The 23,002-nt window shown below is 36.7% G+C and carries 20 protein-coding genes; 6 read left to right on the top strand and 14 right to left on the bottom strand.

Translation table 11 applies throughout. From position 1 onward, the window contains the following. Nucleotides 1-227: 227 nt before the first annotated feature. Nucleotides 228-647 (top strand): DUF2507 domain-containing protein, encoded by a 420-nt coding sequence (locus BMX83_RS01230; RefSeq protein ID WP_091632193.1) that lies wholly within the window; start codon nt 228-230, stop codon nt 645-647. A 96-nt stretch (nt 648-743) separates the two neighbouring features. Here the strand turns inward: BMX83_RS01230 and BMX83_RS01225 are convergent, their stop codons facing one another. From BMX83_RS01225 to mgtE, 9 genes are all read right to left on the bottom strand, one after another. Beyond that, nucleotides 744-1,025 carry a hypothetical protein gene (locus tag BMX83_RS01225; protein WP_091632190.1) on the bottom strand — a complete coding sequence of 94 codons (282 nt, stop codon included), beginning with the start codon at nt 1,023-1,025 and terminating at the stop codon, nt 744-746. Nucleotides 1,026-1,424: 399 nt separating this feature from the next. Continuing rightward, the gene (trxA, locus tag BMX83_RS01220) at nt 1,425-1,736 is read right to left on the bottom strand and encodes a thioredoxin (protein ID WP_091632188.1); all 312 of its coding nucleotides are present in this window, start codon (nt 1,734-1,736) and stop codon (nt 1,425-1,427) included. Nucleotides 1,737-1,839: 103 nt separating this feature from the next. After that, the gene (locus BMX83_RS01215; protein WP_091632518.1) at nt 1,840-4,203 is read right to left on the bottom strand and encodes an endonuclease MutS2; all 2,364 of its coding nucleotides are present in this window, start codon (nt 4,201-4,203) and stop codon (nt 1,840-1,842) included. A 129-nt stretch (nt 4,204-4,332) separates the two neighbouring features. Next, nucleotides 4,333-4,893 (bottom strand): CvpA family protein, encoded by a 561-nt coding sequence (locus tag BMX83_RS01210; RefSeq protein ID WP_091632185.1) that lies wholly within the window; start codon nt 4,891-4,893, stop codon nt 4,333-4,335. Between the two features lie 23 nt (nt 4,894-4,916). After that, complete coding sequence (zapA, locus tag BMX83_RS01205) at nt 4,917-5,186, bottom strand: cell division protein ZapA (protein WP_091632182.1); 270 nt, start codon at nt 5,184-5,186, stop codon at nt 4,917-4,919. Between the two features lie 183 nt (nt 5,187-5,369). Then, nucleotides 5,370-7,787 (bottom strand): phenylalanine--tRNA ligase subunit beta, encoded by a 2,418-nt coding sequence (gene pheT / locus BMX83_RS01200; RefSeq protein WP_091632179.1) that lies wholly within the window; start codon nt 7,785-7,787, stop codon nt 5,370-5,372. Nucleotides 7,788-7,792: 5 nt separating this feature from the next. Further along, nucleotides 7,793-8,839, bottom strand: a complete 1,047-nt coding sequence (gene pheS / locus BMX83_RS01195; RefSeq protein ID WP_091632176.1) for a phenylalanine--tRNA ligase subunit alpha — start codon at nt 8,837-8,839, stop codon at nt 7,793-7,795. Nucleotides 8,840-9,139: 300 nt separating this feature from the next. Next, nucleotides 9,140-9,487 carry a winged helix-turn-helix transcriptional regulator gene (locus BMX83_RS01190; protein WP_091632173.1) on the bottom strand — a complete coding sequence of 116 codons (348 nt, stop codon included), beginning with the start codon at nt 9,485-9,487 and terminating at the stop codon, nt 9,140-9,142. Nucleotides 9,488-9,588: 101 nt separating this feature from the next. After that, nucleotides 9,589-10,956 (bottom strand): magnesium transporter, encoded by a 1,368-nt coding sequence (mgtE, locus tag BMX83_RS01185; RefSeq protein WP_091632515.1) that lies wholly within the window; start codon nt 10,954-10,956, stop codon nt 9,589-9,591. Nucleotides 10,957-11,821: 865 nt separating this feature from the next. Between mgtE and BMX83_RS01180 the strand changes: the two genes are divergently transcribed. Beyond that, the gene (locus BMX83_RS01180; RefSeq protein WP_091632171.1) at nt 11,822-12,241 is read left to right on the top strand and encodes a hypothetical protein; all 420 of its coding nucleotides are present in this window, start codon (nt 11,822-11,824) and stop codon (nt 12,239-12,241) included. 128 nt (nt 12,242-12,369) lie between these two features. Here the strand turns inward: BMX83_RS01180 and BMX83_RS01175 are convergent, their stop codons facing one another. The 3 genes from BMX83_RS01175 to BMX83_RS01165 form a co-directional block, all read right to left on the bottom strand. Further along, nucleotides 12,370-12,897: an HD domain-containing protein gene (locus tag BMX83_RS01175; protein WP_091632166.1), complete on the bottom strand. Its 528-nt coding sequence runs from the start codon at nt 12,895-12,897 to the stop codon at nt 12,370-12,372. A gap of 163 nt (nt 12,898-13,060) precedes the next feature. Continuing rightward, entirely contained in the window at nt 13,061-13,825 is a 765-nt protein-coding gene (locus BMX83_RS01170) for a TrmH family RNA methyltransferase (RefSeq protein WP_091632163.1), read from the bottom strand. 106 nt (nt 13,826-13,931) lie between these two features. Then, nucleotides 13,932-15,344 (bottom strand): peptidoglycan DD-metalloendopeptidase family protein, encoded by a 1,413-nt coding sequence (locus tag BMX83_RS01165; protein WP_245746605.1) that lies wholly within the window; start codon nt 15,342-15,344, stop codon nt 13,932-13,934. 446 nt (nt 15,345-15,790) lie between these two features. On the opposite strand from BMX83_RS01165, the gene BMX83_RS01160 reads away from it, so the two are divergent. Next, nucleotides 15,791-16,573: a GNAT family N-acetyltransferase gene (locus BMX83_RS01160; protein ID WP_177170447.1), complete on the top strand. Its 783-nt coding sequence runs from the start codon at nt 15,791-15,793 to the stop codon at nt 16,571-16,573. Continuing rightward, a complete protein-coding gene (locus tag BMX83_RS01155) occupies nt 16,557-17,570 on the top strand; it encodes a GNAT family N-acetyltransferase (RefSeq protein WP_091632157.1) in 1,014 nt (337 codons plus the stop codon). The genes BMX83_RS01160 and BMX83_RS01155 overlap by 17 nt, the downstream gene beginning before the upstream one ends. A 58-nt stretch (nt 17,571-17,628) precedes the next feature. Here BMX83_RS01155 and BMX83_RS01150 read toward each other — a convergent pair whose 3' ends face one another. Next, nucleotides 17,629-19,326: a M3 family oligoendopeptidase gene (locus BMX83_RS01150; protein ID WP_091632154.1), complete on the bottom strand. Its 1,698-nt coding sequence runs from the start codon at nt 19,324-19,326 to the stop codon at nt 17,629-17,631. Nucleotides 19,327-19,527: 201 nt separating this feature from the next. Between BMX83_RS01150 and BMX83_RS01145 the strand changes: the two genes are divergently transcribed. Next, complete coding sequence (locus tag BMX83_RS01145; RefSeq protein WP_091632151.1) at nt 19,528-20,412, top strand: RNA polymerase factor sigma-54; 885 nt, start codon at nt 19,528-19,530, stop codon at nt 20,410-20,412. Here the strand turns inward: BMX83_RS01145 and BMX83_RS01140 are convergent. Beyond that, the gene (locus tag BMX83_RS01140; protein ID WP_091632149.1) at nt 20,345-21,697 is read right to left on the bottom strand and encodes an IS91 family transposase; all 1,353 of its coding nucleotides are present in this window, start codon (nt 21,695-21,697) and stop codon (nt 20,345-20,347) included. The two genes, BMX83_RS01145 and BMX83_RS01140, sit on opposite strands and share 68 nt — an antisense overlap. 103 nt (nt 21,698-21,800) lie before the next feature. Between BMX83_RS01140 and BMX83_RS01135 the strand changes: the two genes are divergently transcribed. After that, entirely contained in the window at nt 21,801-22,475 is a 675-nt protein-coding gene (locus BMX83_RS01135) for an RNA polymerase factor sigma-54 (RefSeq protein WP_091632146.1), read from the top strand. Nucleotides 22,476-23,002 lie beyond the last annotated feature (527 nt).

Below are 23,002 nucleotides of genomic sequence, written 5' to 3'. Positions count from 1 at the left end.
CTTTGTTCCACTTTTAAACGATAATGATATCATTTAAATGAAATCAGCAGTTTTTATTTGAATTAACTCTTTTGTTGTAGAAACCCTTTTTAAAAAAAGGTAAAATGAATAAGTATGATTTTGTCTCCTCTTCTATTATAAAGAATATAATTGAAAAGGGAAAGACTAAAACGTGTACATTAAAGACTAAAAGTAAGCAAAAGTAAGTACAATCAAGAGGTGAAAACATGCACGACGAAAATAAAAACATGCCCTACTTAGATAGTTTAAGTCTTTTAAGAGATGCTCTTTTGCCTAATCTACTTAATGATGGTGAAGAGAACATACTCTATTGGGCCGGTAAAGAACTCGCCCGCTCTCAATCGTTTGAATCTCTAGATGATCTTATACAGCAGATGAATCGACTTTTTTCCGGAGAGCTCGCACTTTACCGAAAAACGAAAAAATCCCGATACTATGAATGGTCAGGCGCTCTAACGTCTCATCGACTAGCGCTTGATACAAAGGTCACGTTTTCTTTGGAAGCTGGTTTTCTTGCAGAAGGTTATCAGAAAATTACCGGCAATGAAACAGAAGCAACGTATACGCTGCATCCCAAAAAATCGATAGTCACTTTTTTGCTTCAATCTGATTCTCCAATTAATTAGTGATTTCAATTTAACAGACTTTTTACTGCTTTTTCTCTCATTTATATTTAAACAAAAAGAAGTGATTTATCTTTCAAGAGATAAGTCACTTCTTTTTTATAAATTAATATTTAAAGGGATTTTTCTAATTATATTTATTCTTTTATTACTTAATTCAACAAATTGGATCTCTTTTGCATCCCAAGTCATTAGGTCACTAAAAGTATACCCGTTTTTATGTAAGACAACATCAATAGGGCAGTCAATATCACCATCTGCGTTGAAAAGGATGTCTTGATCCATCACGTCTAATCCTACTGTCTTTTCTTTACATTTGATTAAATACCGGTATTCAGTTGTATGTGTCAGAACGGATGGTTCATCTTCACTATAAGTCATAATATCACTCTCCAAAGCTAATTATTAAGTTGAGATCGGTTGATATTTTGGCATGTCTGAACTCTTTTTTTTATGATTATAGTCATTTTATATTACTTCTATAGTAATGTATAGGCACTTTTGTTTAATTACTAGTTATATTAAAGATAATGTCACACATTATTCACAATGTGTCTCTATGTGTCTCTATTTTCTGGATGCGTATGCTTTGTATCTTTTGATTACTTTGATTCTTTCACTATTTGAGTCCTTCGGCTTGTTCATTCACTTATTTCGAAGATGACACTAAACTAGCTATTCATCAATTCTTTCATACTTAGTCCCCTCTCATTTATTTCAAATAACGAGCATAAAAAAAGGAGCAAAGCCCTTAAGCTTTACTCCCTAAATCATTAATTATTATTGATGTTGTTCTAGTTTAGCTAAGACTTGTTCTTTGCTGTGGTAGCCGACTAATTTATCTACAACGTCGCCATCTTTTGTTACGAGTAATGTTGGTATGCTCATGATTCCAAATTTACTTGGTGTTGCTTGGTTAGCATCAACATCCATTTTGAAGTAATTAACACTACCATCTGACTCGTCGTTCAATTCGTCTATTACAGGAGACTGCATGCGACAAGGTCCACACCATTCGGCCCAAAAATCTACTAATGCTAGTCCTGAGTCTGTTTCTTGATCAAAGTTTTTATCTGTCAATTCTCTTACCATTATGAATTCCTCCTATAAATTAGCTTACTTATTAAAAGTAAGTCGTCTCTCACATTTATTAGTATAGCAAATTCTTTTGTCATTGTCTACTGTGGCGATTATATTATTTAAACGTCACAATTGTTGCACCATTTCCGCCTTGATTTGCTGGGGCATCACTGTAATTTTTTACTTGAGAATGTTTTTTCAGATACGCGTGCACACCTTTTCTTACTGCCCCCGTTCCCATTCCATGGATGATTGTTACTTTGGGATAATTCGCTAGCAAGGCCTGGTCAAGATATTGGTCGACTTTATTTACCGCTTCTTCGACGCGTTCGCCTCTGACATCTATTTCTGTCGAAACGCCTGCACTAGATGAGCGTCTGACTGACACACGTCGTTCTGGCTCCTTTTCTTGTTTGACCTGTACAAGGTCTGACTCAGGTAATTTCATCTTTAGCATACCCATTTGAACAACCCAATGTTTGTCATCCGCTTTTTCAATAACAGTCCCTCTTTGACCAAAGGACTGAACTTCAACACTGCTCCCTACTTTTAGGGATTTCTCTTGTTTTTGTTTTTTCAAGACTTTATTTTTTTTCAGATTTTCTTCTTCCACTTTTAAATGTGACAAGCGTGTTTGCGCATCAATAAATTCATGTTCTTTAAGCGGTTCATTCATACGTCCTTCAAGCTGTTTTTTTCTCAAATCATCAATAATCGCGTCTGCTTCTTCTTTTTTCTTGTTTAAATAATTATTCGCTTCTTTTTCAGCTTTTTTCAGAAGGCGTTCCTTCTCATCTTTATATGCATCGTACTCCGTCTTCAACTCTTTATGGATCCGACTAGCATCTTTTAATTCTTCTGAAACTTTTTTGGCACCTGTTTCAGCTTCTCGTCGTTTGCTTTCCAGATCTTCGATCATTTGGTCTACACTTTGACTTTCACCACTCATCAACTGTTTGGCTGAGTCTATAACCATTGAATCAAGACCTAATCGTTTAGCTATTTCAAACGCATTACTCCTGCCGGGTATTCCAATCAGCAAGCGATACGTTGGACTAAGTGTATCAACATCAAATTCCATACTAGCATTAATTGTTTCTGGACGATTATAACCGTATGCCTTCAGTTCAGGATAATGAGACGTAATCATTACGTAACTGCCGTGCTGGGCGATCGCATCGAGTAGGGCTATTGCTAACGCGGCACCTTCTTGAGGATCCGTTCCGGCGCCTAATTCATCTAAAAGTACAAGACTTTTATCATCCATTTGCTTCAGAATATTAACAATCGTAGTCAAATGCGAAGAGAAGGTTGATAGACTTTGTTCAATAGATTGTTCATCTCCAATATCAGCATACACATTGTTGAAAATCCCCATTGTACTGCCTTCTTCTGCTGGTATAAACAATCCTGATTGTCCCATTAATTGCAGGAGACCTAGTGTTTTCAAAGCGACTGTCTTCCCACCCGTATTGGGTCCAGTGACAATCATTGTTTTATATTCTCCACCAATAATAATATCATTCGCGACAACCTCGTCTTCAAGGAGTAACGGATGACGGGCCTGGTATAGTTCTACATGATTCTCACTGCTAACTCTTGGCTTCACTGCTTCTATAGTCTTAGCAAAGCGCCCTTTAGCCTGAATAACGTCTAAATCAATAAGCAGGTGTAAATGCTCTTTCAAATCTTCTCTAAAGGGTTCAATTTCGATTGTTAATTCTTGAAGTATACGATTCACTTCGTATTTAGCTTCTACCTGATATTGGCGCAATCGATTATTTAAATCCACCACACTTTGGGGCTCGATAAATAAGGTTTGCCCTGTCGAACTCTGATCATGTACGACGCCACCAAATGTTGAGCGATTTTCAGCCTTGACCGGGATGACGTATCGATCGTTACGCATTGTGATTAAGGAATCGGTTAGAAAGCGCGATTGTGAGCCTTTGACAATACTCTCTAGTTTTTGGCGTGCTTGTCCTTCGGTTTGTTTGATGCCATCTCTCAGACCTTTCAATTTTGCGCTGGCATCGTCCATGACATAGCCACTCTCATTGACAATACTAAAAATTTTTCTTTCAAGTTTAGTAAAGGTCTGTAATTCATTCACTTTGCTATACAACTGTTTCAACGGGATGGCTTCTTCTTCTCTTTTTTCGAAGAACGTTTTTATCTCTCTGAGTGTTTTAAGCATACGGCCAATTTCTGCTATTTCTTTACCGTTCAGCATCCCTTGCACGCGAACTCTCTTAAGATGAGGACGAATATCTTCAAATTGAGCTAGAGGGATTCCTCCGCTTAAACGAATCAACAGAGCGACGTCTTCTGTTTCTTCAAGTTTTTCTATAATTACATCTTTTTTACTCGAAGGCTTAATTTTACGTATTTTTTCTCTGCCTAATTTTGACACAGTATGTTCACTTAATTTTTCAATTACCTTTTCATACTCCAAGGTTTTATATGACGATTTTAACATCTCGGTCATGTTTTCTCTCCTTCAATCCTGCTTCTCTATTTAAGCTTAAATTAAATCTATAAAAAAGTTGATTGAAAGAACTCATAAAAATGATTTCCCTCAATCAACTCTATTTCATTTTAAAGGTAGTTACTCATTTAGTCCTTGATCAATCCACCAGTCGTAAACGTGTTGAGACAACTTTGGTGTATCTGTAACGATTTTCCTAGACAGAGCACTGGCTTCAAATTGATCCTGAACAATTGACATCGGCATCATCGATAATACAAAAAGAAGCAAGAATATTCCAATATAATGGACTATAAAACTTAAAACTGCACCACCTGCAGCATTTAGGGTTCTTAGTATTGGTAAATCTGCTAGTGCTTGGAAGAGTCCACCAACAATTCGTGTTATTAGCCAACCAGCAAATAACAGGACAACAAAAGATACGCCATTATAAAATGGACTGTCCAATTCAAATAAAAGATCCATACCATATATGACGAATGGATTATCTGAACTAGATGATGGGGTTGGGTAAGGTATAAACATCTCAGCGTAATTACTGAGCGCTTGATAGTATTTCAAAGCAACCCAAAACGAGACAGCATATCCGATTGTTAACACTAATTGTAGAATCAAGCCACGTCGTGCGCCACTATATAGGGATAATAGTAATATTAAAATTATAATTCCTGTTAACAGCATACTTTTCTCCTTGTTTAAAACAGCTAGTTCTCTTGATTTTCTTCCAACTGCTTATATTTTTCTTTGATTTCATTTAATTCTTTTCTCATAGCCAACTGATCAGATACGGCATTAATAGCGAGTAAGATAGCTCTCTTTTCCTTATCTAATCCTTTAGTCATCTCTTTAAGTTGATTTAATTGGTCATCCACAGTTTCTGCGACAACGCGCATATGTTCTTGAGGTTTTTGGCCAATGATTGTGTACGTTTCTCCATCAATGGTTGCTTTATATCTTCGTTTACCTTCAGACATGATACAGCCCCCTCGCTTCTCAAATTTCTTTATTATGATAACACGAATACGCTTATAGTGCATTAATTACTCTATTTTTTATGCAGTTTTTTGACTAATGACCTATATATATTGAGTAAACAGAAAAAACAGGACAGCATATATGACTGCCCTGTTTTAGCTTGTTTAACTCGTTTTTATTGCTTATCTAATTTCTGCATGGAATGTTTCAACTAAAGCAGTCTTCAACATTTCAAAGTCTTTCGTCACTTCTTCTTCTTTTAGTGTTGCTTCAGGATTTTGATACACAAGGTTGTAAGCCATAGATTTCTTATTGTCTTCAATGTTCTGCCCTTGGTATAAGTCAAATAATTTAATTGTTTTTAGTGCTTTTCCACCATTTTGCTTCATTACAGATAAAATACTATCGTTTAGAACTGCTTCATCAACAACAAACGCAATATCACGTGAAGTCCCTGGATATTTTGGTGTTGGCACATGAATAAGCGTATCTTTTTCAACATCCAATAGTGCATCCACGTCAATTTCAAATAAATAGGTTTCTTTGAGATCACGTTCTTCAGCTAATAGTGGATGTAGTTGACCAACTAAGCCTACAACATTATTTTTCCAAATAATTTCCGCTGTACGTCCGGGATGAAAAGCTTCATACGCACTTGTTGGTGCATAGCTGATTTCTTCTTCAATCCCCATAAGGATGAACCATTCTTCTAGAATACCCTTAGCTGTATAAAAATCAACATTCTGTTCATTTTCCTGCCAATTCGCTTCAATACGCGAACCTGTCATTGCGCCAGCAAGATGTGTTAGTTCGTCTGGGCGTTTCTTATTTGAATCAGCATGAAACACGCGACCAATTTCATAGAAACTAACACTTTTTCTTTGACGGGCAACATTGTACTGGACATTATCTAATAAGCCACTGAGTAAACTCATTCGTAACGCTTGATGTTCTTCACTCATCGGCCAGTCCAGGCTCACCGGTTCACCTTCATGTCTAGAGAAAGCTTTTGCTTTTTCATTTGTCGTTAAAGCATAACTTATTGTCTGAGAAAGTCCTGCACCTTCCATAAAGCGTTGGGTCTCTCTGATACGTCTTTGTTTAGGTGTGAGTTCGCCAGGAATAGACTCACTCTTTGGAAGTGTTGATGGTAATCGATTATACCCGTACATACGAGCGACTTCTTCAATGATATCTGCCTCAATAGCAATATCCCATCGTCTAGGTGGTACCGTCACAGTTAGTGTCAATGTGGATGTTTCTGTTTCAAAGCCTAATCGATCCATCAATTGAACAACCTCATCCATGACAAGTTCCGTACCAAGTGCCTGATTAATTTTGTCAATCGCTAGTGTTACTTTTTTATCTTTGGGTTGAATGGCCTCTACTTTTGCAACGCCACTGACTACTTGACCGCTTCCCAGGTCAGCAATCAACTGGGCAGCATGATCTAAGGCTTCTTCAATGGTTGCCGTATTTAAGCCCTTCTCAAAGCGCGAACTTGACTCACTTCTTAAATTGAGTGACTGCGCTGTTTTTCGGATGACACTTGATTCAAATAAGGCAGCTTCCAGAGCAACCGTTTGTGTATCCTCAGTCACATGGGTATTTAATCCTCCCATAACACCTGCCAAGGCAACAGGGACACCGCCATTTGTGATAACTAGATTATCTTGATTTAATTTTCTGGTTTGATCGTCCAGTGTAACGAGACTTTCATTCTTATGCGCTCTTCTAACGTCTATTCTTTTAGATTCTAGTGCATCATAATCAAATGCATGGAGGGGTTGACCATATTCAAGCATAATATAGTTTGTCACATCCACGACCGTGTCAATGGGGCGGATCCCAACATTCATCAATTTACGCTGAAGCCACATTGGACTTTCATTTACCTTTAGATTCTTAATGACACGCATTTTGTATACAGGCGCATCTTTTTCATCTTCTACAGAGACGCTAATATAATTCTCTACCTTATCCTCTTTGTCCTCAGTTACAGTGACTTCAGGGAATGATGGTTTCTGAGAGAGTATCGCTCCAACCTCATAACCAACGCCGCGCATACTTAATGCATCTGCACGATTGGGTGTAATGTCCAACTCGATATAAGCATCATCAAGTCCGATATAGGGTAATACACTGTGGCCTATTTTTGCATCTTCTGGAAGAATATAAATACCTTCTTCAGCTTTTTTAGGTACAACAGAGTCAGAAAACCCTAGTTCCTGTAAGCTGCAAATCATCCCATTAGATTTTACACCACGTAATTTGCTTTTCTTAATTTTTAGACCGTTCGGAAGTTTGACGCCGGGTAAGGCTACGATAACCTTTTGTCCTACTTTTACATTTGGTGCACCACAAACGATGCTTACTGGTTCTTCTTCGCCTACTTCGACCATCGTAGCTTTTAAATGATCTGAATCAGGCATTTTTTCAGCAGTTAATACTTCACCAACGACAACCTTTTCTAATGTTACAGCCGGTAAACTTACGTCATCAACTTCGATTCCTGTTAGTGTAATCTGGTCAGCCAAATCGACTGGCTTTATTCCACTCAAATCTAAATACTCACTTAACCATTTAACTGATACTCTCATGTCTTCTATCCTTTCCTCTTGAATTGTTCTAAGAATCGTTGGTCATTAAGATAAAAATTACGGATATCATTAACACCATATTTCAACATAGCAATACGATCTGGTCCCATTCCGAAAGCAAAGCCACCGTATTTATTTGAATCGATACCTGACATTTCAAGCACATGTGGATGAGTCATGCCGGCACCAAGAATTTCAATCCAACCGGTTTGCTTACAAACGCGACAACCTTTGCCCGCACATTTAAAGCAAGAGACATCCACTTCGACAGAGGGTTCTGTAAAAGGGAAATAACTTGGACGTAGGCGAATTTCTCTTTCTTTTCCAAACATCTTCTGAGCTAAAAGTTCCAATGTTCCTTTTAAATCAGCCATAGTTATATTCTCATCAATAACTAGACCTTCAATTTGATGGAATTGATGCGAATGCGTTGCGTCATCCGTATCACGTCGGTAAACTTTTCCGGGGCTAATCATTTTAAGCGGCCCTTTTGTGAAATCATGTTTTTCAAGTATACGCGCTTGAACTGGTGAGGTATGCGTACGCAGCAAAAGCTCTGACGTAATGTAAAAAGTATCCTGCATATCACGGGCAGGGTGGTTCTGTGGTAAATTAACTCGTTCAAAGTTATAATAATCCGTCTCAACCTCTGTACCTTCGATTATCTGGTAGCCCATACCTAAAAAGAGGTCTTCGATTTCTTCGATTATTTGAGTCATTACATGAGGTTGACCTGTAGTGATGGATTTCCCTGGAAGGGTCACATCAATTGTTTCCTCAGCTAATTGCTTTTCAAGTTTTTCTTTTTCACGTTTTCCCTTTACCTCTGACAGGATAACCGTTAGTGCATCACGGACTTCATTCGCCTTTTTACCTATCACAGGACGTTCTTTAGGCGAAAGATCTTTCATACCCTTCAGTAAACTCGTAACTTCACCTTTTTTTCCTAAATATTTAATACGCAAATTTTCGATTTCTTTTAAATCCTTTGCTTCACTTATTTCTTGCTTTGCTTTTTCAAGCAGTGTTGCTAATTTTTTTTCCATTTCCATCATTATGCTCCTTTGCTTTTTAAATGACGTCTTTACACCTGTTTTTACACAAAATAAAAAACCCCATCCCAATAGAGGGACGAGGTCAACACGCGGTACCACCCTTGTTCAAAAGTTTCCTTTTGCACTCATGCATAACGGCGCATACCGAGATTAAAATTAATCTGCATCTATCTTTGCTTAAAAATTTGAGCAAAGAAGTGATGAAAGTGAACTTCCGAAAATGAGCCAATCGATGCTTTCAGCCGGGGCATCGTTCTCTAATTTTGTCTCATAGACGTACTCTTTTTCATCCTCTGTTTAGTCTATATCACAAATCCATTGATCTGCCCATAATTGTACTTCAATCATAACATTTTTCAAGGATTTCCCTTTTTCTGTTAAACAATAGCCCGATTTCATATCACAGGAATCATCTAGTTCTCTTGTTACGATGTTCTCTTTTTCAAGTTCTTTTAAGCGTTCCACTAAAACACGGTCGCTTACCCCTTTTATTGCCTGAGATATATCTTTAAATCGTCGAGGTCCGTCCAACAATACATCAATGATCAAGCCTGTCCATTTTTTACCTAAAATTGAAAAGGTTTGTTCAAATTTTGGGCAAATCACTTTATCCTGATCTGAATTTACTGAAGGCGTTTCTATCATATGTTGTCACCTCTACTTTCACATTAGACAGTATACCATTAATATACTTAAAATGGTACGTCCCTTTCAATAATTTTAAACATTTCATTTTTGTTCACATCTTAAAGAAATTCGATAAGGGTTGTTGCAATTGTGAAATATATAAGCAGGCCTAATGAATCATTTATCGTTGTTATGAAGGGTCCTGATGCTACCGCTGGATCAATTTTGAACTTCGTTATGATTGACGGAATAATCGCCCCTATAACTGTGGATAAACTTATTGTAATGAACATAGACGCACTTATAATCATGGCTAAAACAAAGTTGCTATAAAACAGTGTAATCATAACGGCAAGAACAACACTGGCTACAACCCCCATTAGTATCCCTGCGCCTAATTCAGTTTTCACCGTTTGAAACAAACTGTCTCGGTTTTTTTCATCTTCTACAGTCAAATTTCTAACAGCTACTGCCAATGATTGCGTTCCTACGTTCCCTGCAGTATCCATGATCATCGGAATGAAGGCTGCCAACAATACGACTGATTCTAGTGTCTCTTCAAAAACGCCTATTAGGCTCCCTGTGATGGTTCCTAAAAATAGGAGAATGATAATCCAGGGTATGCGCGATTTAGCGGTAGAAAAGGCGGACGGCGTACGTGAATCATCATCCCCACGACTGATAGCCGCAAATTCGTTAAAGTCCTCTGTCGTTTCTGCTTCAATAATGTCCATGACATCGTCAACCGTTACGATCCCCCGCATGACGCCTTCGTGACTTAAAACAGGGACAGCTAGTAAATCATAGTCTTGAATTATTCGCGCGACATCTTCTTGGTCATCATTGACTTTAACTGAAACAGCCTGATTGGACATAATTCTTTCAACAATTTCATCTTCTGGTGATAAGAGTAAATCTCTTAGAGATAAAACACCAACGAGTTTATCTAGTTCGTCAATAACGTACAAGTAGTAGATGGTTTCCGCTTCACGTCCTATCTTTCTTAGACGCTTAACTACCCCGGACATCGTCTCGGTGTTATGAATGGCTATGAATTCTTTCGTCATTATAGACCCTGCTGTTTCAGGTTCATAAGATAGTAACTCTTTAACACGTTTACTTTCTTCATCATCCATCATAGCTAAAAGCGTGACATTATCCGTTTCATCACTTTCTGACAAAAAACGAGCAACATCATCAGCCGCCATATAATTAAATACTTCAGCCATATAGGTGTCAGGTAAGTATTGAACGGCAGATTCTTGATCCTCTGTTTCCATCCATTCAAATATTTCAGCAAATTCTTCTGGCGTTAAAAAATCAGAAATTTTACGCTTTTTTTCTGGATACAACAAATGGAAAACTTCATGTTGATCGCGATCGTGAAGTCTTAGAAATAACTCTCTGAATCCTTTTTTATCATTTTCCTTTGCAGCTTTAAAGATATGTTCGTATGTTTTTTGCTTATTACTTTTCACTAATTTCATATCCAAAAATCCCTTCCTAATGAGAGCTTTACTCTAAGTGTCTTCAATACTCTATTGACAGATTGATTTACACATTATTTATCCTTAGTTATTCATAACTAACATTTAATTATTAGCCGAAATCACTTATAGATTTATTTTTACTTTTGAATTAATAACTATCATTTCAACCAAAAAAAATACGCTCTTAATTAGCGTGACAAATATGCTTATTCTTTCAACTCATTTAACGCAGCCTAATCATTGACTTCCATCTTTTTTTAGAAAGAGACCTTAGTATATAAACCTATTTAAAATCCTTTATTGACAAGTATTTAAGGCGCTTGTGAGTATCCTTTTTTATCATTTACTAAAGCTGTTGATAGTGTGTTCTCGTATAGCACTATCATGCTTTGCTTGCCTATCCATAATAACGAATCTAAAATATTCAAGCAAGCGATTGTTTTTAAGAATAGATTTCATAATAGACGAAGAGTAACATATAATTTTTAGTAAAGGATTTTATTAGATTTAAATTTATAAATCCAGCTATCAAAACAGCGTTTGCACGCTCCATTTTTATGCAAACATCCCCTCATATCCATTGATAGGGGATAAGCATACTATTTGTAAACTTTGAGTTCAGTTACTGTGAACTGAATATTTGTCTGAATTTTGAACAACTTTTGATTTTTTTATATTTAATACTTATTACCCCTATCGGAGTGTTCACCTTTGATCGTTTACATGATAGCATGGCATGTATTGTCTGAACATATATAAATAAGTGAATCTTGAGCACTATCTTTGTAAGGTGTGGAAAGATTCATTATACTTAGGACGTATAGATGACGTTTTTACGTCATTAATTATAGGAGGAATAAACATGAAGAACAAAAAAATGATCGTCTTATTTCTTGCGGCTTTAACTTTAGCTGGCTGTACTGATGAGAGTGATCCTGGTGAAACAGAAGCCCTGGACCCCATCGAAGAAGAAGCAGCCGTCGAAGAAGAGCCCAACGAATCATCAGTAACGGAAGATGAACTTGCGCCAGTTACTGACGAAGAAAAGAGTCAGGGACAATCCTTGGACACTATAGATGATTATGAAGAATTCAAATCACAAGATGTTTTTGAGCCCACTGATTATGATGCTCATTTGGTGACTGATAATACTAACACCCGTGTTATTTTATTCAGTGAAGGTGAAGAGCAGGTCTATAAATCAGTATTCATCAAGAGAGACAATCGCTTAAAAATCATTGATTTACAAAAAGATCAATTAATCATTAATTCACCACTATAAATTAACCGTGTATTTTTATCACTCGTCTCTTTTTAGATGCTAATAAAAAAACTGTTTCTATTTATGTCAGAATACACTGACACATTTAGAAGCAGTTTTTTTCAATATAAAATGTCGTTCCTTTTCCTTTAAGCATGAACGACTCTGAGCTTCATACTCCACTCAGTGATTTTCTGTTTTACTTTTATTCTTACGGGTGTTGAAATTTCATTAATGGCACAGTACTTATCCACACAAGTAACAACAAAACTTTCTTTGTAACGCGGTAACCCCACTTTTCGGGTTGTCAAAAACATATGCTTTAGAATAATATCAATTTCCAGTTCACTTAACTCAGTTAATTGTTGGGCATTCTTCACAGCAATTTTAGGATGAACATGATTATGTGATCCTTCATTCAACGAAGCAATCTCTTCTCTGTTCTCATGAAAAAAGTCATGTAGTAAACCAGCACGAGCGATTGCTCTGACATCCAATTTTAAGCGTTTAGCCACTTTATAACTAACATATGATACAAATAAAGAATGAATCAAACGCGTTGTGTAGTGGTGATGAGTAATCTCATCTAACTTAAGTAAGTCTTCATTTTCAAGTAAATCTTCTATTAAAGTTATATACTCTTTATCGTTTTCCCAAATCGAGCGAACAAATTCCATGTTAAGTCCCCTTCATCTCATAAATAAATAAATAATAAATAACGACTTTATCGTGCTTATCGCTACACTCTATATTACTACCTATAGGCCAAAAAAGAAAGGATTTATTCGGTTTCATAGACAATTCATTGGCGATTGTGTCTAAATTGTCAATACGCCTTACTTATCTGTAAATATCAAACATAAGAATGCTGGCCGCAATGGCTACATTGAGTGACTCCGCTTGTCCTTTAATAGGGATATATAAATTTTCTGTTGTCTTTTTTAAAATAGACGCATTCACGCCATTTCCCTCGTTACCTACAATTAAACCGAAACGTTCCTGGGGCTCAATCGAACGGAATGAGATCGCTCTTTCATCTAAGGCTGTTCCATATATAGGGATATTTTTTTCAGATAAAAATGGTATCCACTTATGTATATCTCCATGCAGAACAGAAATATGAAAATGACTGCCTTGCGTCGAACGAAGTGTTTTAGCGTTATATAAATCAACCGTGCCCTCACCTAATATTACTCCCTCAAAACCTGCAGCATCGGCCGTACGTATTAATGTCCCCAGATTACCTGGGTCTTGAACCTCATCCAATAACAAAATTGGTTTATCACCAGTAAGTGTTTTGGCTGGCTCAGTTATTTTAATAACTGCCAATATACCTTGTCCACTCATTGAATCACTCAAACTATTGGAAATTTCTTTGGTAACTACAAGAACATCACTGTAAGCTTGTTCATATATAAACGCATATTCTTCAACTTTATCTTTTCTAACAATGATAACTTCTATATCTGCCTCGAATTTGATGGCCTCTTCTACTAAATGCGGGCTTTCAATAAGGTACTTCTCCTGTTTTCTTCTTCCTTTTCTTGTTAACAATTTTTTCCATTCTTTTACTCGCTTGTTTTGTGTTGACTCAATTATTTCCATTTTGTTCTTCCTCCAACATGTATATTTCACTAATTAGTATACAGATATTTAAAAAAGAGGGAAAGTGTAGATACCTTCCCTCTTTTTAATATATCTGATTTAGTTTTTATCTAATATAATTCATAGGATTAACTGGCTCACCATTTTTATAAACGATAAAGTGTAAGTGAACACCTGTTGAACGACCTGTTGTTCCCATGATTCCAAGTTGTTGGCCTTGAGAAACGCGTTGACCTGGTGCAACACTTAAGTTAGATTGCATGTGTGCATATAATGTCTTGTATCCATCACCATGATCAATAATTACGCGATAGCCGTATGTTCCAGAATATGAAGCTGATTTAACAACACCTGCTCGAGAGGCTACAATTGCGCCGCCACCAGCTATGTCCGCACCATTATGGAATGAACGTGCACCTGTTACAGGGTGTATACGGTATCCGAAAGAAGAGGTAAATCTGCCACTAGCTGGACGAATCCATCCACTACTTGATTGAGATCCGCCTGATGAAGAGTTATTTGAACTACCGGTATTGCTTGAACTACTCGAATTATTAGAACTGTTTGAGCTGTTTGAACTGCTTGAAGACGTTGAGGCTTCTTTTTCTGCTTCAGCTTTTGCTATTGCTGCTGCTTCGGCTGCTGCTTTCGCTTCTGCCGCTGCCTTAGCTTCCGCTTCTCTTTGTGCTTTTTCTTCAGCAACTCTTATCGCTTCTTGTCTTTTACGTTCCTCTTCGAGAATTCGTTCTTTTTCAGCTTGCATTTCTTCATTTAAAGTACTTGTACGTTCGGCAAGAATCGCTTGCTCATTAATAAATGATTCCTTTTCTTCAGAAGTCATTTCATATTTTTCAGCAATCATAATGATTTTATCGTCTAATTCCAAGCGTTGATTCACTAAGTTATTACGGCTAACTTCAAGCTGTGTTTTAATTTCTTCCATTTCTTCTTGCTCAGCTTTGACTTGTTTTTCATTTTCTTCTAAAGCCTTTTGGTCAGCAATTTGTTCTTCCATAATACCTTGGTTTGCATTGACTAGTTTGGTTACAACATTTATACGTCCGACAAGATCAGAAAGGCTTTCCGCTGACATTATTAAATCAATAATATCTGTAGGGCTAGCATTTGTTTGTACGGAACGTGCTTGTGATTCAAGTTGCTCATTACGCGCATCGATTTGCTTTTGTAATTGAGCAATTTCTTCTTCCAAGCGCTTAATTTCTTTTGTAATACGTTCGATCTCTTTTTCTTGTTCATTTATTTCTACAACCAATGTATCAATATCAGCCTGAAGTGCTGACACTTCCTTTTCTAGCTGAGCTTTTTCTTGTTCCAAAGATTGCATTTCATTTTCACGGTTTGCTATTTCTCCGCTAACTTCTTGTGATTCTTCTCTTAGTTCTTGCTCTTGTTGCTCTAATTCATTTAATTTTGATGACGCACTAGCTTCTAAAGGACGCACTAATGGTGCTGCAAGCATAAGTGAAGCCATTGCAGTAATAATATGTTTTTTATTCACTATAAAAACCCCTAATATGATAATTTCTGGAAACAAATTTAATTTTTTTATTTAATAAATCGATTCGATGTGCTTTTATTTCACTACAATTATCATATCATATTAAGTAAAAATTAAGATTTAAATCCAATGACAAAAATCCTTTGATTTTGTTACATAATTGTATTATTTGGTGAAGTATAAATAGGTTGCACCCTTTACAAAGTCTGCCATCTAGGGATTTTCCTTTATATTCGTTTGAAATATTAAAAAATGTCGCTGCTATAAAAGTGAACATTTGGTGACAACTTCTCTTTCCGCTTGACATTTTTTCTTTCCCATAGATTAATTACTCTTTTTCAAGTGACGCTTTATCATACAAACTAAATTTTCAATTCCCAAAACTTTATGCTTACAGTTTCACCATGAATTTGATATTCTATATAAATATAGAAAGGAAGGACATTATGGTCTCATTTAACGCCATCGCTACACACAGTACGCTCATTGATGAAAATGAATTCTTTCAACATTATTTTGATCCTAACGCCTTATTCAGGTATGATTCAAACTTTTTTCAATTAAGTTACTCGCCAACAAAAGAAGAGTTTCTATTAATCGAGGAGATGCATCAGTTTTTTTCAATCCAAAATAATTTGGAACATGTTAAATTCTATTGGCCTCAAGATGAAGGGATTCGTATTGATACATTGAATTATTTGAACGAAAAAAATTATGGTTTGGAAAAACTTGAGCTTTATTCAATTGATTCATCCCAGTATCCTTTTATGGATTTAAACGCCGACATCACAATTGAAGTTGTTGAACAAAATAGATTAGACGCATTTAAAACACTCAATTATGTAGAGGACCTTACCCTTTCTAAAGCATTCGCAGAAGCCAAACGTCCTTATTACGATCGCTTATTTAATGAATCTTCTGTCCGTCTATTGCTAGCTAGCTATAAAGGAAACCCCGCAGGTTCTTGCATTGTGATTAAAAATGATGAAGGTCTAGAAATAGATGATTTATTCACTCTTCCCTCATACCGGCATAAAGGTGTAGCATCAGCAGTACTCAATTATGTTGCTAAAGACGCTTTAAGAAATCATTCTTTAGTCTTTCTACTTGCAGACGCTGAAGATTCACCTAGGGAAATGTATCTAAAGTACGGTTTTCAACTTGAAGGCTTTCGGATTGGTGCGCAACATATTTTTGAAAAGGGGTCTATGGATGGAAAAGTACATTAAGCGTTTAACGCCAGAAGATTTACACCATTACAATAACATGCAAACGGGCCTGTCAACCGACTATATGCTGGAAGCTTTTCCGCGTATTACTGATGGTCCAAATCATCTCTTTGGCTTGTTTATTTCTGATAAACTCCTTGCATTGTCAGGCTTTACTCTCTTTAAGAAACATTATGCGATGCTCGGCCGCTTACGTACTGATCTGGGGTACAGAAATCATGGTTATGCCACCGAAATCATGCGCTATAGTCTAGAAAAAGCCCTCTTAATGGACAATGTCGGGTGGGTCGGTGCTTATACAGAAAAAGATAATAATGCTTCTCAGAAGGTCTTCAACAAAATTGGTCTATCCCCTGTTGATTCTCATCATACGGCAAAGACAGACTCTTTAGCTGGGCTAGTTTCAAAAGAAGCAACGCCGTGGAAAGAAATCGTAGAGGATACAAAAAAACAGGATTGGATAAAGCAAACATATTTACATCCAACTTTTGATAAAAAGATTTTTCCTTTTGAAGCTTACTATCCTTTCCCAGTCAGCCAGAAATTATTTGACGATTTGCCAACTGGTTGGCGTTTTTATGAGAACAGAGAGAATAATCGTTTTGTTATTTTGTATGAAGAATTTAAGGGTGCGCGTTATTTACATGTTGTTTACCCTTGGCATGACTTTCTCACTCAAAAAGGCTTATTCAAAACAATACAATTGGAATTGGAATCCATCCAGCAAACTGAGCCTGACACATCCATTTGGTGGGATTTTTCAGAAGTTGAAGCAGAAACATTGCCCGCTCATCATCCCTTTGGGCTTGGTTCTCCCTGGATTTTATATGGTGCATCCAAAGAAACGCTTCTAGCCTATGATGATGCTGAGCCTTTAAAAAGAGCAAACCAACTTCTTGAAGATGTTGAAGATGAGTTAAACGATTTAGAACAACTTATCGATCAAAACACCAGCAAGATTGAATCTCTTGAAAATCGTCTAGAAAATAAAGATTGAACTAATTAAAAAACATAACGGTCGATTTATTAACAATCTGACCGTTATGTTTTTATTTTTATAATTTTTTATCGTCTGTTTTTTCGAGTTCTTTATCAATGGTTTCTATTACATGTTCAAGTGAGCCCTTTTTAAAGGGAGACTGTAAATGAGCTGCTTCAATAGTTTCCAAGAAGCTTTTCGTTCCTCCTGCTTCACAAATACGCATGTAATCTTCCCATGCTTTTTTATCTTCGTCTACAATGGCGCGCTTAAAGAATTGAAGCGCACAAACCTGTGCCAAAGTATAATCGATATAATAAAATGGCGAAGCAAAGATATGCCCTTGTCTGTACCAGTAAGTTCCTTTGTCCAAGAAGTCGCTTTCTGAATAGTCTCGATGCGGAATGTATTTTTTTTCAAGCTCTCTCCAAGCTGCTTTACGTTCTGCTGGTGTCCACTCAGGATTTTCGTATACTTCGTGCTGGAAGTGATCAACAAGTACGCCGTATGGTAAAAAGCGTAATGTTCCACTTAAATGATCAAATTTATATTTCTCTGTTTGCTCTTTAAAGAAACGCTCCATCCATGGATAAGTGAAGAATTCCATACTCATTGAATGTATTTCGCAGGTTTCTAATGTAGGGAATACGATTTCCGGCTGTTTGATCCAGCGCGATTGAAAGACTTGGAAAGCATGACCCGCTTCGTGTGTCAAAACATCGATATCAGCAGACGTTCCATTAAAGTTTGCAAAAATAAAGGGTGCACGATGGTCCGGTATATACGTACAATAGCCTCCACTTGCCTTACCCTCTTTTGAGAGCAAGTCTATCAGATTATTATCAAACATAAAATCGATAAATTCTTTTGTTTCTTCGCTTAATTCATGATACATGTCTCGTCCGTTTTCAATAATGTAATCCGGGTCTCCTTTTGGTGTAGGATTACCGTCTAAAAACTGCAGTGCTTCATCATAATGTTTCAGATGCTTGATTCCAATACGTTCTGCTTGGCGATCAGCTAACTTTTTCGTAATCGGAACAACGTACTCCAAAATCTGTTGACGATAGACTTCAACCATTTCACGGTCATAATCATATCTTTTCATTCTTACATAACCTAATTCAACGAAGTCTTTGTAACCTAATTTTTTCGCAATATCATCTCTAACATGGACAAGTTCATCGAAAATTCGATCGATTTCTTCTTCATTTTTTTCAAAATAGCTCAACTGTGCTTGATTCGCCTTTTTTCTAACCGCGCGATCAGTTGATTGAAGATAGGGACCAAACTGTGACAAAGTTAATGTTTTACCATCAAATTCAATTTCAGCTGCAGCAATAAGTTTTTGATAGTCACTACTTAGCTGATTTTCTTTTTGAAGAAGTTCTATAACGCTTTTATCAAAGGAATCCAATTCATACTGCATATTTTGAATAAAGGTTCTTGGATATGCCTTTTTTATGTTATCCAAATAAGGTGATTCCATAATGGCTTTATAGTAGCGTGTATTCAACTCTTGATATAGTGGACCATACTCGTTCCAGTAATCGTCTTCCTTTTCATAAAAATCATCTTTTGTATTGATTGAATAACGAATAGAAGCTAGTGTAGCCATAGAATCAAGTGAAGAAATCAAGGCTGATATAGCATCAATCGCTTCTTTAACGTCTTCCGATGATTCAGCATTTTTTAACTGTTCGACATCATTTAAAAACTCTTTTTTAAACAAATCGAAATCTGGTCTCTTGTAAGTATACTCTTCAGAATTCATTTTCTTCCCCCTATTATTAAATTAGTTATAGTATATCACACAGATGTAGCGTTCAATATAAAATAAAACAATAAAAGAATCACTATAGTCCTTGCGATAAATGTTTGAACTGTTCATACTATTCTTTCAGATTAATACCTTTCTTATTTAACATACAGAGCTGTCTGTTTATGTTAAACTAATCTGGAAAGGAAGGATCATATGGAATTCAAACATCAGCCCCAGCAATTTCAGAAGCAAAAGCAAACCTACATTCCGAATTTATTACAAGGGGTTCACCTCCTTCAGCTGAATCGAGTTGATTTGTCTACGTATTTAGCGAATCAGATTCTCGAAAATCCTTTTATTGATCTTCCAGAACAGGAAAACCATCTTATTCAGTCTGCTCTAAACGAAACAGCTTCAGTTATCGAGCAAACAACAGCTAGTAAGTCATCCCTTTATGACTTTTTAAAAGAACAAATTGAATTATTTTATAGGAAAACATATTTAAGAGAATTACTTTTTTGGTGGGTAAACCAACTTGATCACCGAGGTTATGTTACTAAAACTGTGGATGAAGCGGTCGAAGAAACACATGCTACATCTATTGAGCTTGTGGATGCACTAACTTTGCTCCAACAATTAGATCCACCTGGCTTAGGGGCACGCGACCTTAGAGAATGTTTGCTTCTTCAAACGGAACGACTCGACTTTGCACCAGCGATAGCTTATATAATTATTGAAGAACATTTTGATCTACTTACTGAGAAAAAATGGTCTACGCTTGCTGAAATCTACGATGTAAATGAAAACGAAATAAGAAAAGCTCGGCTAGGCCTCGCCCTTTTTGGGCTAGAGGTTAGCCGAGCTTTTCAATTCTGGATTTTTATAAGTGATACCATGAAGGCTTGTATAATACACAGGAAGCATTTCTCCCCCACACTTTTCGCAACTAAACCTTGGGGGATCCGTCGGATCTCCCATATCCATCATATCAAACTGTTCAACAACTTCTTTCGGTATGTCTTCCGTTACTTTACAGCTCCGACAAACGAATTCGACGTTCCCGTTCTCGTATTTCTTTTTCGCGTTCACTCCAGCTGAAACGATACTTTTTGATGGCTGCTTCTGTTTTTTCTTTTTGTGCTTTTTTGTACGCTTCTGACTCAATTCTTTCAACCTCCCGATTAATATAATCTTTGGCCTCTTTATCATTCGCATATTGCACTTCTAGTTGTCCATTTTTGCGCACAGCTATCCCTCTGAACTCCAATACATTGCCACATTCCGAACATTTTAATGGATCATAGCCAAAGGATTCCTTAATACTTTCCCTCCAACCTTTCGGTTGGATCATCTTTTTAGCATTAACTAAAAGTTTTTTGATGCTTTCTTGGTAGATGGTCACTATTTCCTTCATAAGCGTCTTAATTCGACGAGAATACAATCCATAGTGACGAATCATTTTAAATTGTTTATCCGGTATATGACGAATTAATCGTCCAATAAAGGCATCAACGGTTAAAGATTCCACTTTTTCTTCACCATCTTGCTTATCATGGTATTTAAAAACAACGGTTTCTCCGTCATACATGATAATACGATGTAAGGCAATGGGACCTCGTTTCATATACCGACCAATGTACCCCAAGATCTTTTTCACATCTGTTTTACTACGCTTAGGTGCGTTGACGTAAAATCCTTGCGGATTATTTTTATAGGCTGCTTGAAGTTTTGGTTGAACAACTTTCTTAGCTACCGGAGATAGTGTACGTCTAATCAGCTTTAATACAACAGTCTGCCACTGCTTACGCAATTTCGTGAATGGAATGAAATCATATGTTTTCCATTCATTCTCTGGTGTGACACCACCCATACTGACCAGCATGTGAATATGCGGATTAAACTCCAACTTAGACCCAAAGGTATGTAACGCCGATACAATACCTGGTTTAAATCCACACTTCTCAAACCATTCATTAAGAAGCCGCGCGGCTTCATCCATTAATTTTTTTAATAACTTCTTACGATATTTCCCCGCAAAGATGGATCGCAGACCTTCATCAATCGTGAAAACAACGTGACGATGGTTACTACGATACATATCATTCGCTTGTATATCCGCCCATTTTTGTGCCTCACCTACTGCACATGTTGGACAGAACTTCCCTTTACACCGAATAGGTATCTTCTTTACCTTTGGACAAGCCTCACACTTAAATGTCAAAAACCCATTTGATAACTCTCCACAGTGTAAAAACTTTTCCACTTCTTCGATGATGACCGGACGCATCTTATCTTTGTTTTCTTTAAGAAATCTAGACCAATGATCACTGAATATGGCTTTTAAAATATTCATTTGAACTGGAATATTATCTTCATGTGCCATACTATTATCTTAACTCTTTTCCTTACTTAATTTCAACTCCACATAAGACTCTAACCCTTGGTATATCAGCAAAAATTTTATACTTTCCTATACTATCAAAAACGTGTATTCTTTTATTCAAAAGCTAACACCCTCGCCTGGCGAAGCTTACCAATCTACCTTCACACCTTTTGTACTGCCAGAATTGAGTGTGAGTATTGAGGATGATGAGTTAGTGATACGAGAAACAAAATATAAAACGCCACTAGTTAGTTTTAATAGCCGTTACTTTGATGAATTAAGTGATTCAGACGATCCTAATCTCAAATCATATATTAAAGAAAAGAAAAAAGAATACGACATTCTACAAACGAGCCTTCTAAAACGTAAGGAAACAATTAAGCAAGTCGGGACTGCCATCATTATGCATCAACAAGCTTATTTTAAAGAGGCCGATACTCCCCTAGCTCCTTTACAATTAACTAATTTAGCTGAGGAATTGAATTTTAATCAATCCACAATAAGCCGGGCTGTAAGGGAAACGTATATTGAAACGCCTTATGGATCCAAAGAATTGAAAACATTTTTATCTCGTCGTTCAAGTCAGTCTGGCCTGTCAAAAGATTATATAGTTAAAGCACTGGAGCAGTTAATCAAAGCGGAAGATAATGCTAAACCTTTATCAGATCAAGCTTTGTCTGATGCTTTAAAAGCTGAGGACATTTCATTATCTCGAAGAGGTGTGGCAAAGTATCGAAATCAACTAGATATCCCGTCATCCAAACAAAGAAAAGAATAAAACTTCCGACTACGCAGTTTCCTTATTAGGATTGTGCGTAGTCTTTATTTATATAATTTGAAATTTATGTAGAGACTATTCTCTAATATATGTGTCTTTTGTTCTATGTTGGATTTATTTGGTGTTTGTTCGACCATTTCAAATAGCGTAAGTTGTATAGTTGTCCAAACCAGTGCCTTCTTTGGACAGTTAGATCATTGATTCATGTAAAACAAGTCGAACAGGCCATTCTTCGACCATTCCAAATAGCGTAAGTTGTATAGTTGTCCAAACCAGTGCCTTCTTCGGACAGTTAGATCATCGATTCATGTAAAACAAGTCGAACAGGCCATTCTTCGACCATTCCAAATAGCGTAAGTTGTATAGTTGTCCAAACCAGTGCCTTCTTCGGACAGATAAATCATCAAATTATGTAAAACAGGTCGAACAGGTCATTCTTCGACAGATTCAGCGCAACGTTTAAAACCGATATGTCGAATGTCCTATTGCACTAGAAATCAACTAATATTTTGACTATACAGCAATGG

Origin of the sequence: Alkalibacterium gilvum (genome assembly GCF_900109085.1) — a bacterium.
GTDB lineage: Bacteria > Bacillota > Bacilli > Lactobacillales > Carnobacteriaceae_A > Alkalibacterium > Alkalibacterium gilvum.
Note: the sequence above shows the minus strand (reverse complement) of the source record. Positions and strands in the feature narration are given on the sequence as shown.

Coding starts and splice junctions, on each gene's coding strand:
- zapA (WP_091632182.1), bottom strand. CDS start 5,186: ATGTCTGAAGGTAAACGAAGATATAAAGCAACCATTGATGGAGAAACG.
- BMX83_RS01190 (WP_091632173.1), bottom strand. CDS start 9,487: ATGATAGAAACGCCTTCAGTAAATTCAGATCAGGATAAAGTGATTTGC.
- BMX83_RS01180 (WP_091632171.1), top strand. CDS start 11,822: ATGAAGAACAAAAAAATGATCGTCTTATTTCTTGCGGCTTTAACTTTA.
- BMX83_RS01160 (WP_177170447.1), top strand. CDS start 15,791: ATGGTCTCATTTAACGCCATCGCTACACACAGTACGCTCATTGATGAA.
- BMX83_RS01170 (WP_091632163.1), bottom strand. CDS start 13,825: ATGGAAATAATTGAGTCAACACAAAACAAGCGAGTAAAAGAATGGAAA.
- BMX83_RS01225 (WP_091632190.1), bottom strand. CDS start 1,025: ATGACTTATAGTGAAGATGAACCATCCGTTCTGACACATACAACTGAA.
- mgtE (WP_091632515.1), bottom strand. CDS start 10,956: ATGAAATTAGTGAAAAGTAATAAGCAAAAAACATACGAACATATCTTT.
- BMX83_RS01150 (WP_091632154.1), bottom strand. CDS start 19,326: ATGAATTCTGAAGAGTATACTTACAAGAGACCAGATTTCGATTTGTTT.
- BMX83_RS01145 (WP_091632151.1), top strand. CDS start 19,528: ATGGAATTCAAACATCAGCCCCAGCAATTTCAGAAGCAAAAGCAAACC.
- BMX83_RS01230 (WP_091632193.1), top strand. CDS start 228: ATGCACGACGAAAATAAAAACATGCCCTACTTAGATAGTTTAAGTCTT.
- BMX83_RS01215 (WP_091632518.1), bottom strand. CDS start 4,203: ATGTTAAAATCGTCATATAAAACCTTGGAGTATGAAAAGGTAATTGAA.
- BMX83_RS01210 (WP_091632185.1), bottom strand. CDS start 4,893: ATGCTGTTAACAGGAATTATAATTTTAATATTACTATTATCCCTATAT.
- BMX83_RS01155 (WP_091632157.1), top strand. CDS start 16,557: ATGGAAAAGTACATTAAGCGTTTAACGCCAGAAGATTTACACCATTAC.
- pheS (WP_091632176.1), bottom strand. CDS start 8,839: ATGGAAATGGAAAAAAAATTAGCAACACTGCTTGAAAAAGCAAAGCAA.
- trxA (WP_091632188.1), bottom strand. CDS start 1,736: ATGGTAAGAGAATTGACAGATAAAAACTTTGATCAAGAAACAGACTCA.
- pheT (WP_091632179.1), bottom strand. CDS start 7,787: ATGAGAGTATCAGTTAAATGGTTAAGTGAGTATTTAGATTTGAGTGGA.
- BMX83_RS01175 (WP_091632166.1), bottom strand. CDS start 12,897: ATGGAATTTGTTCGCTCGATTTGGGAAAACGATAAAGAGTATATAACT.
- BMX83_RS01140 (WP_091632149.1), bottom strand. CDS start 21,697: ATGGCACATGAAGATAATATTCCAGTTCAAATGAATATTTTAAAAGCC.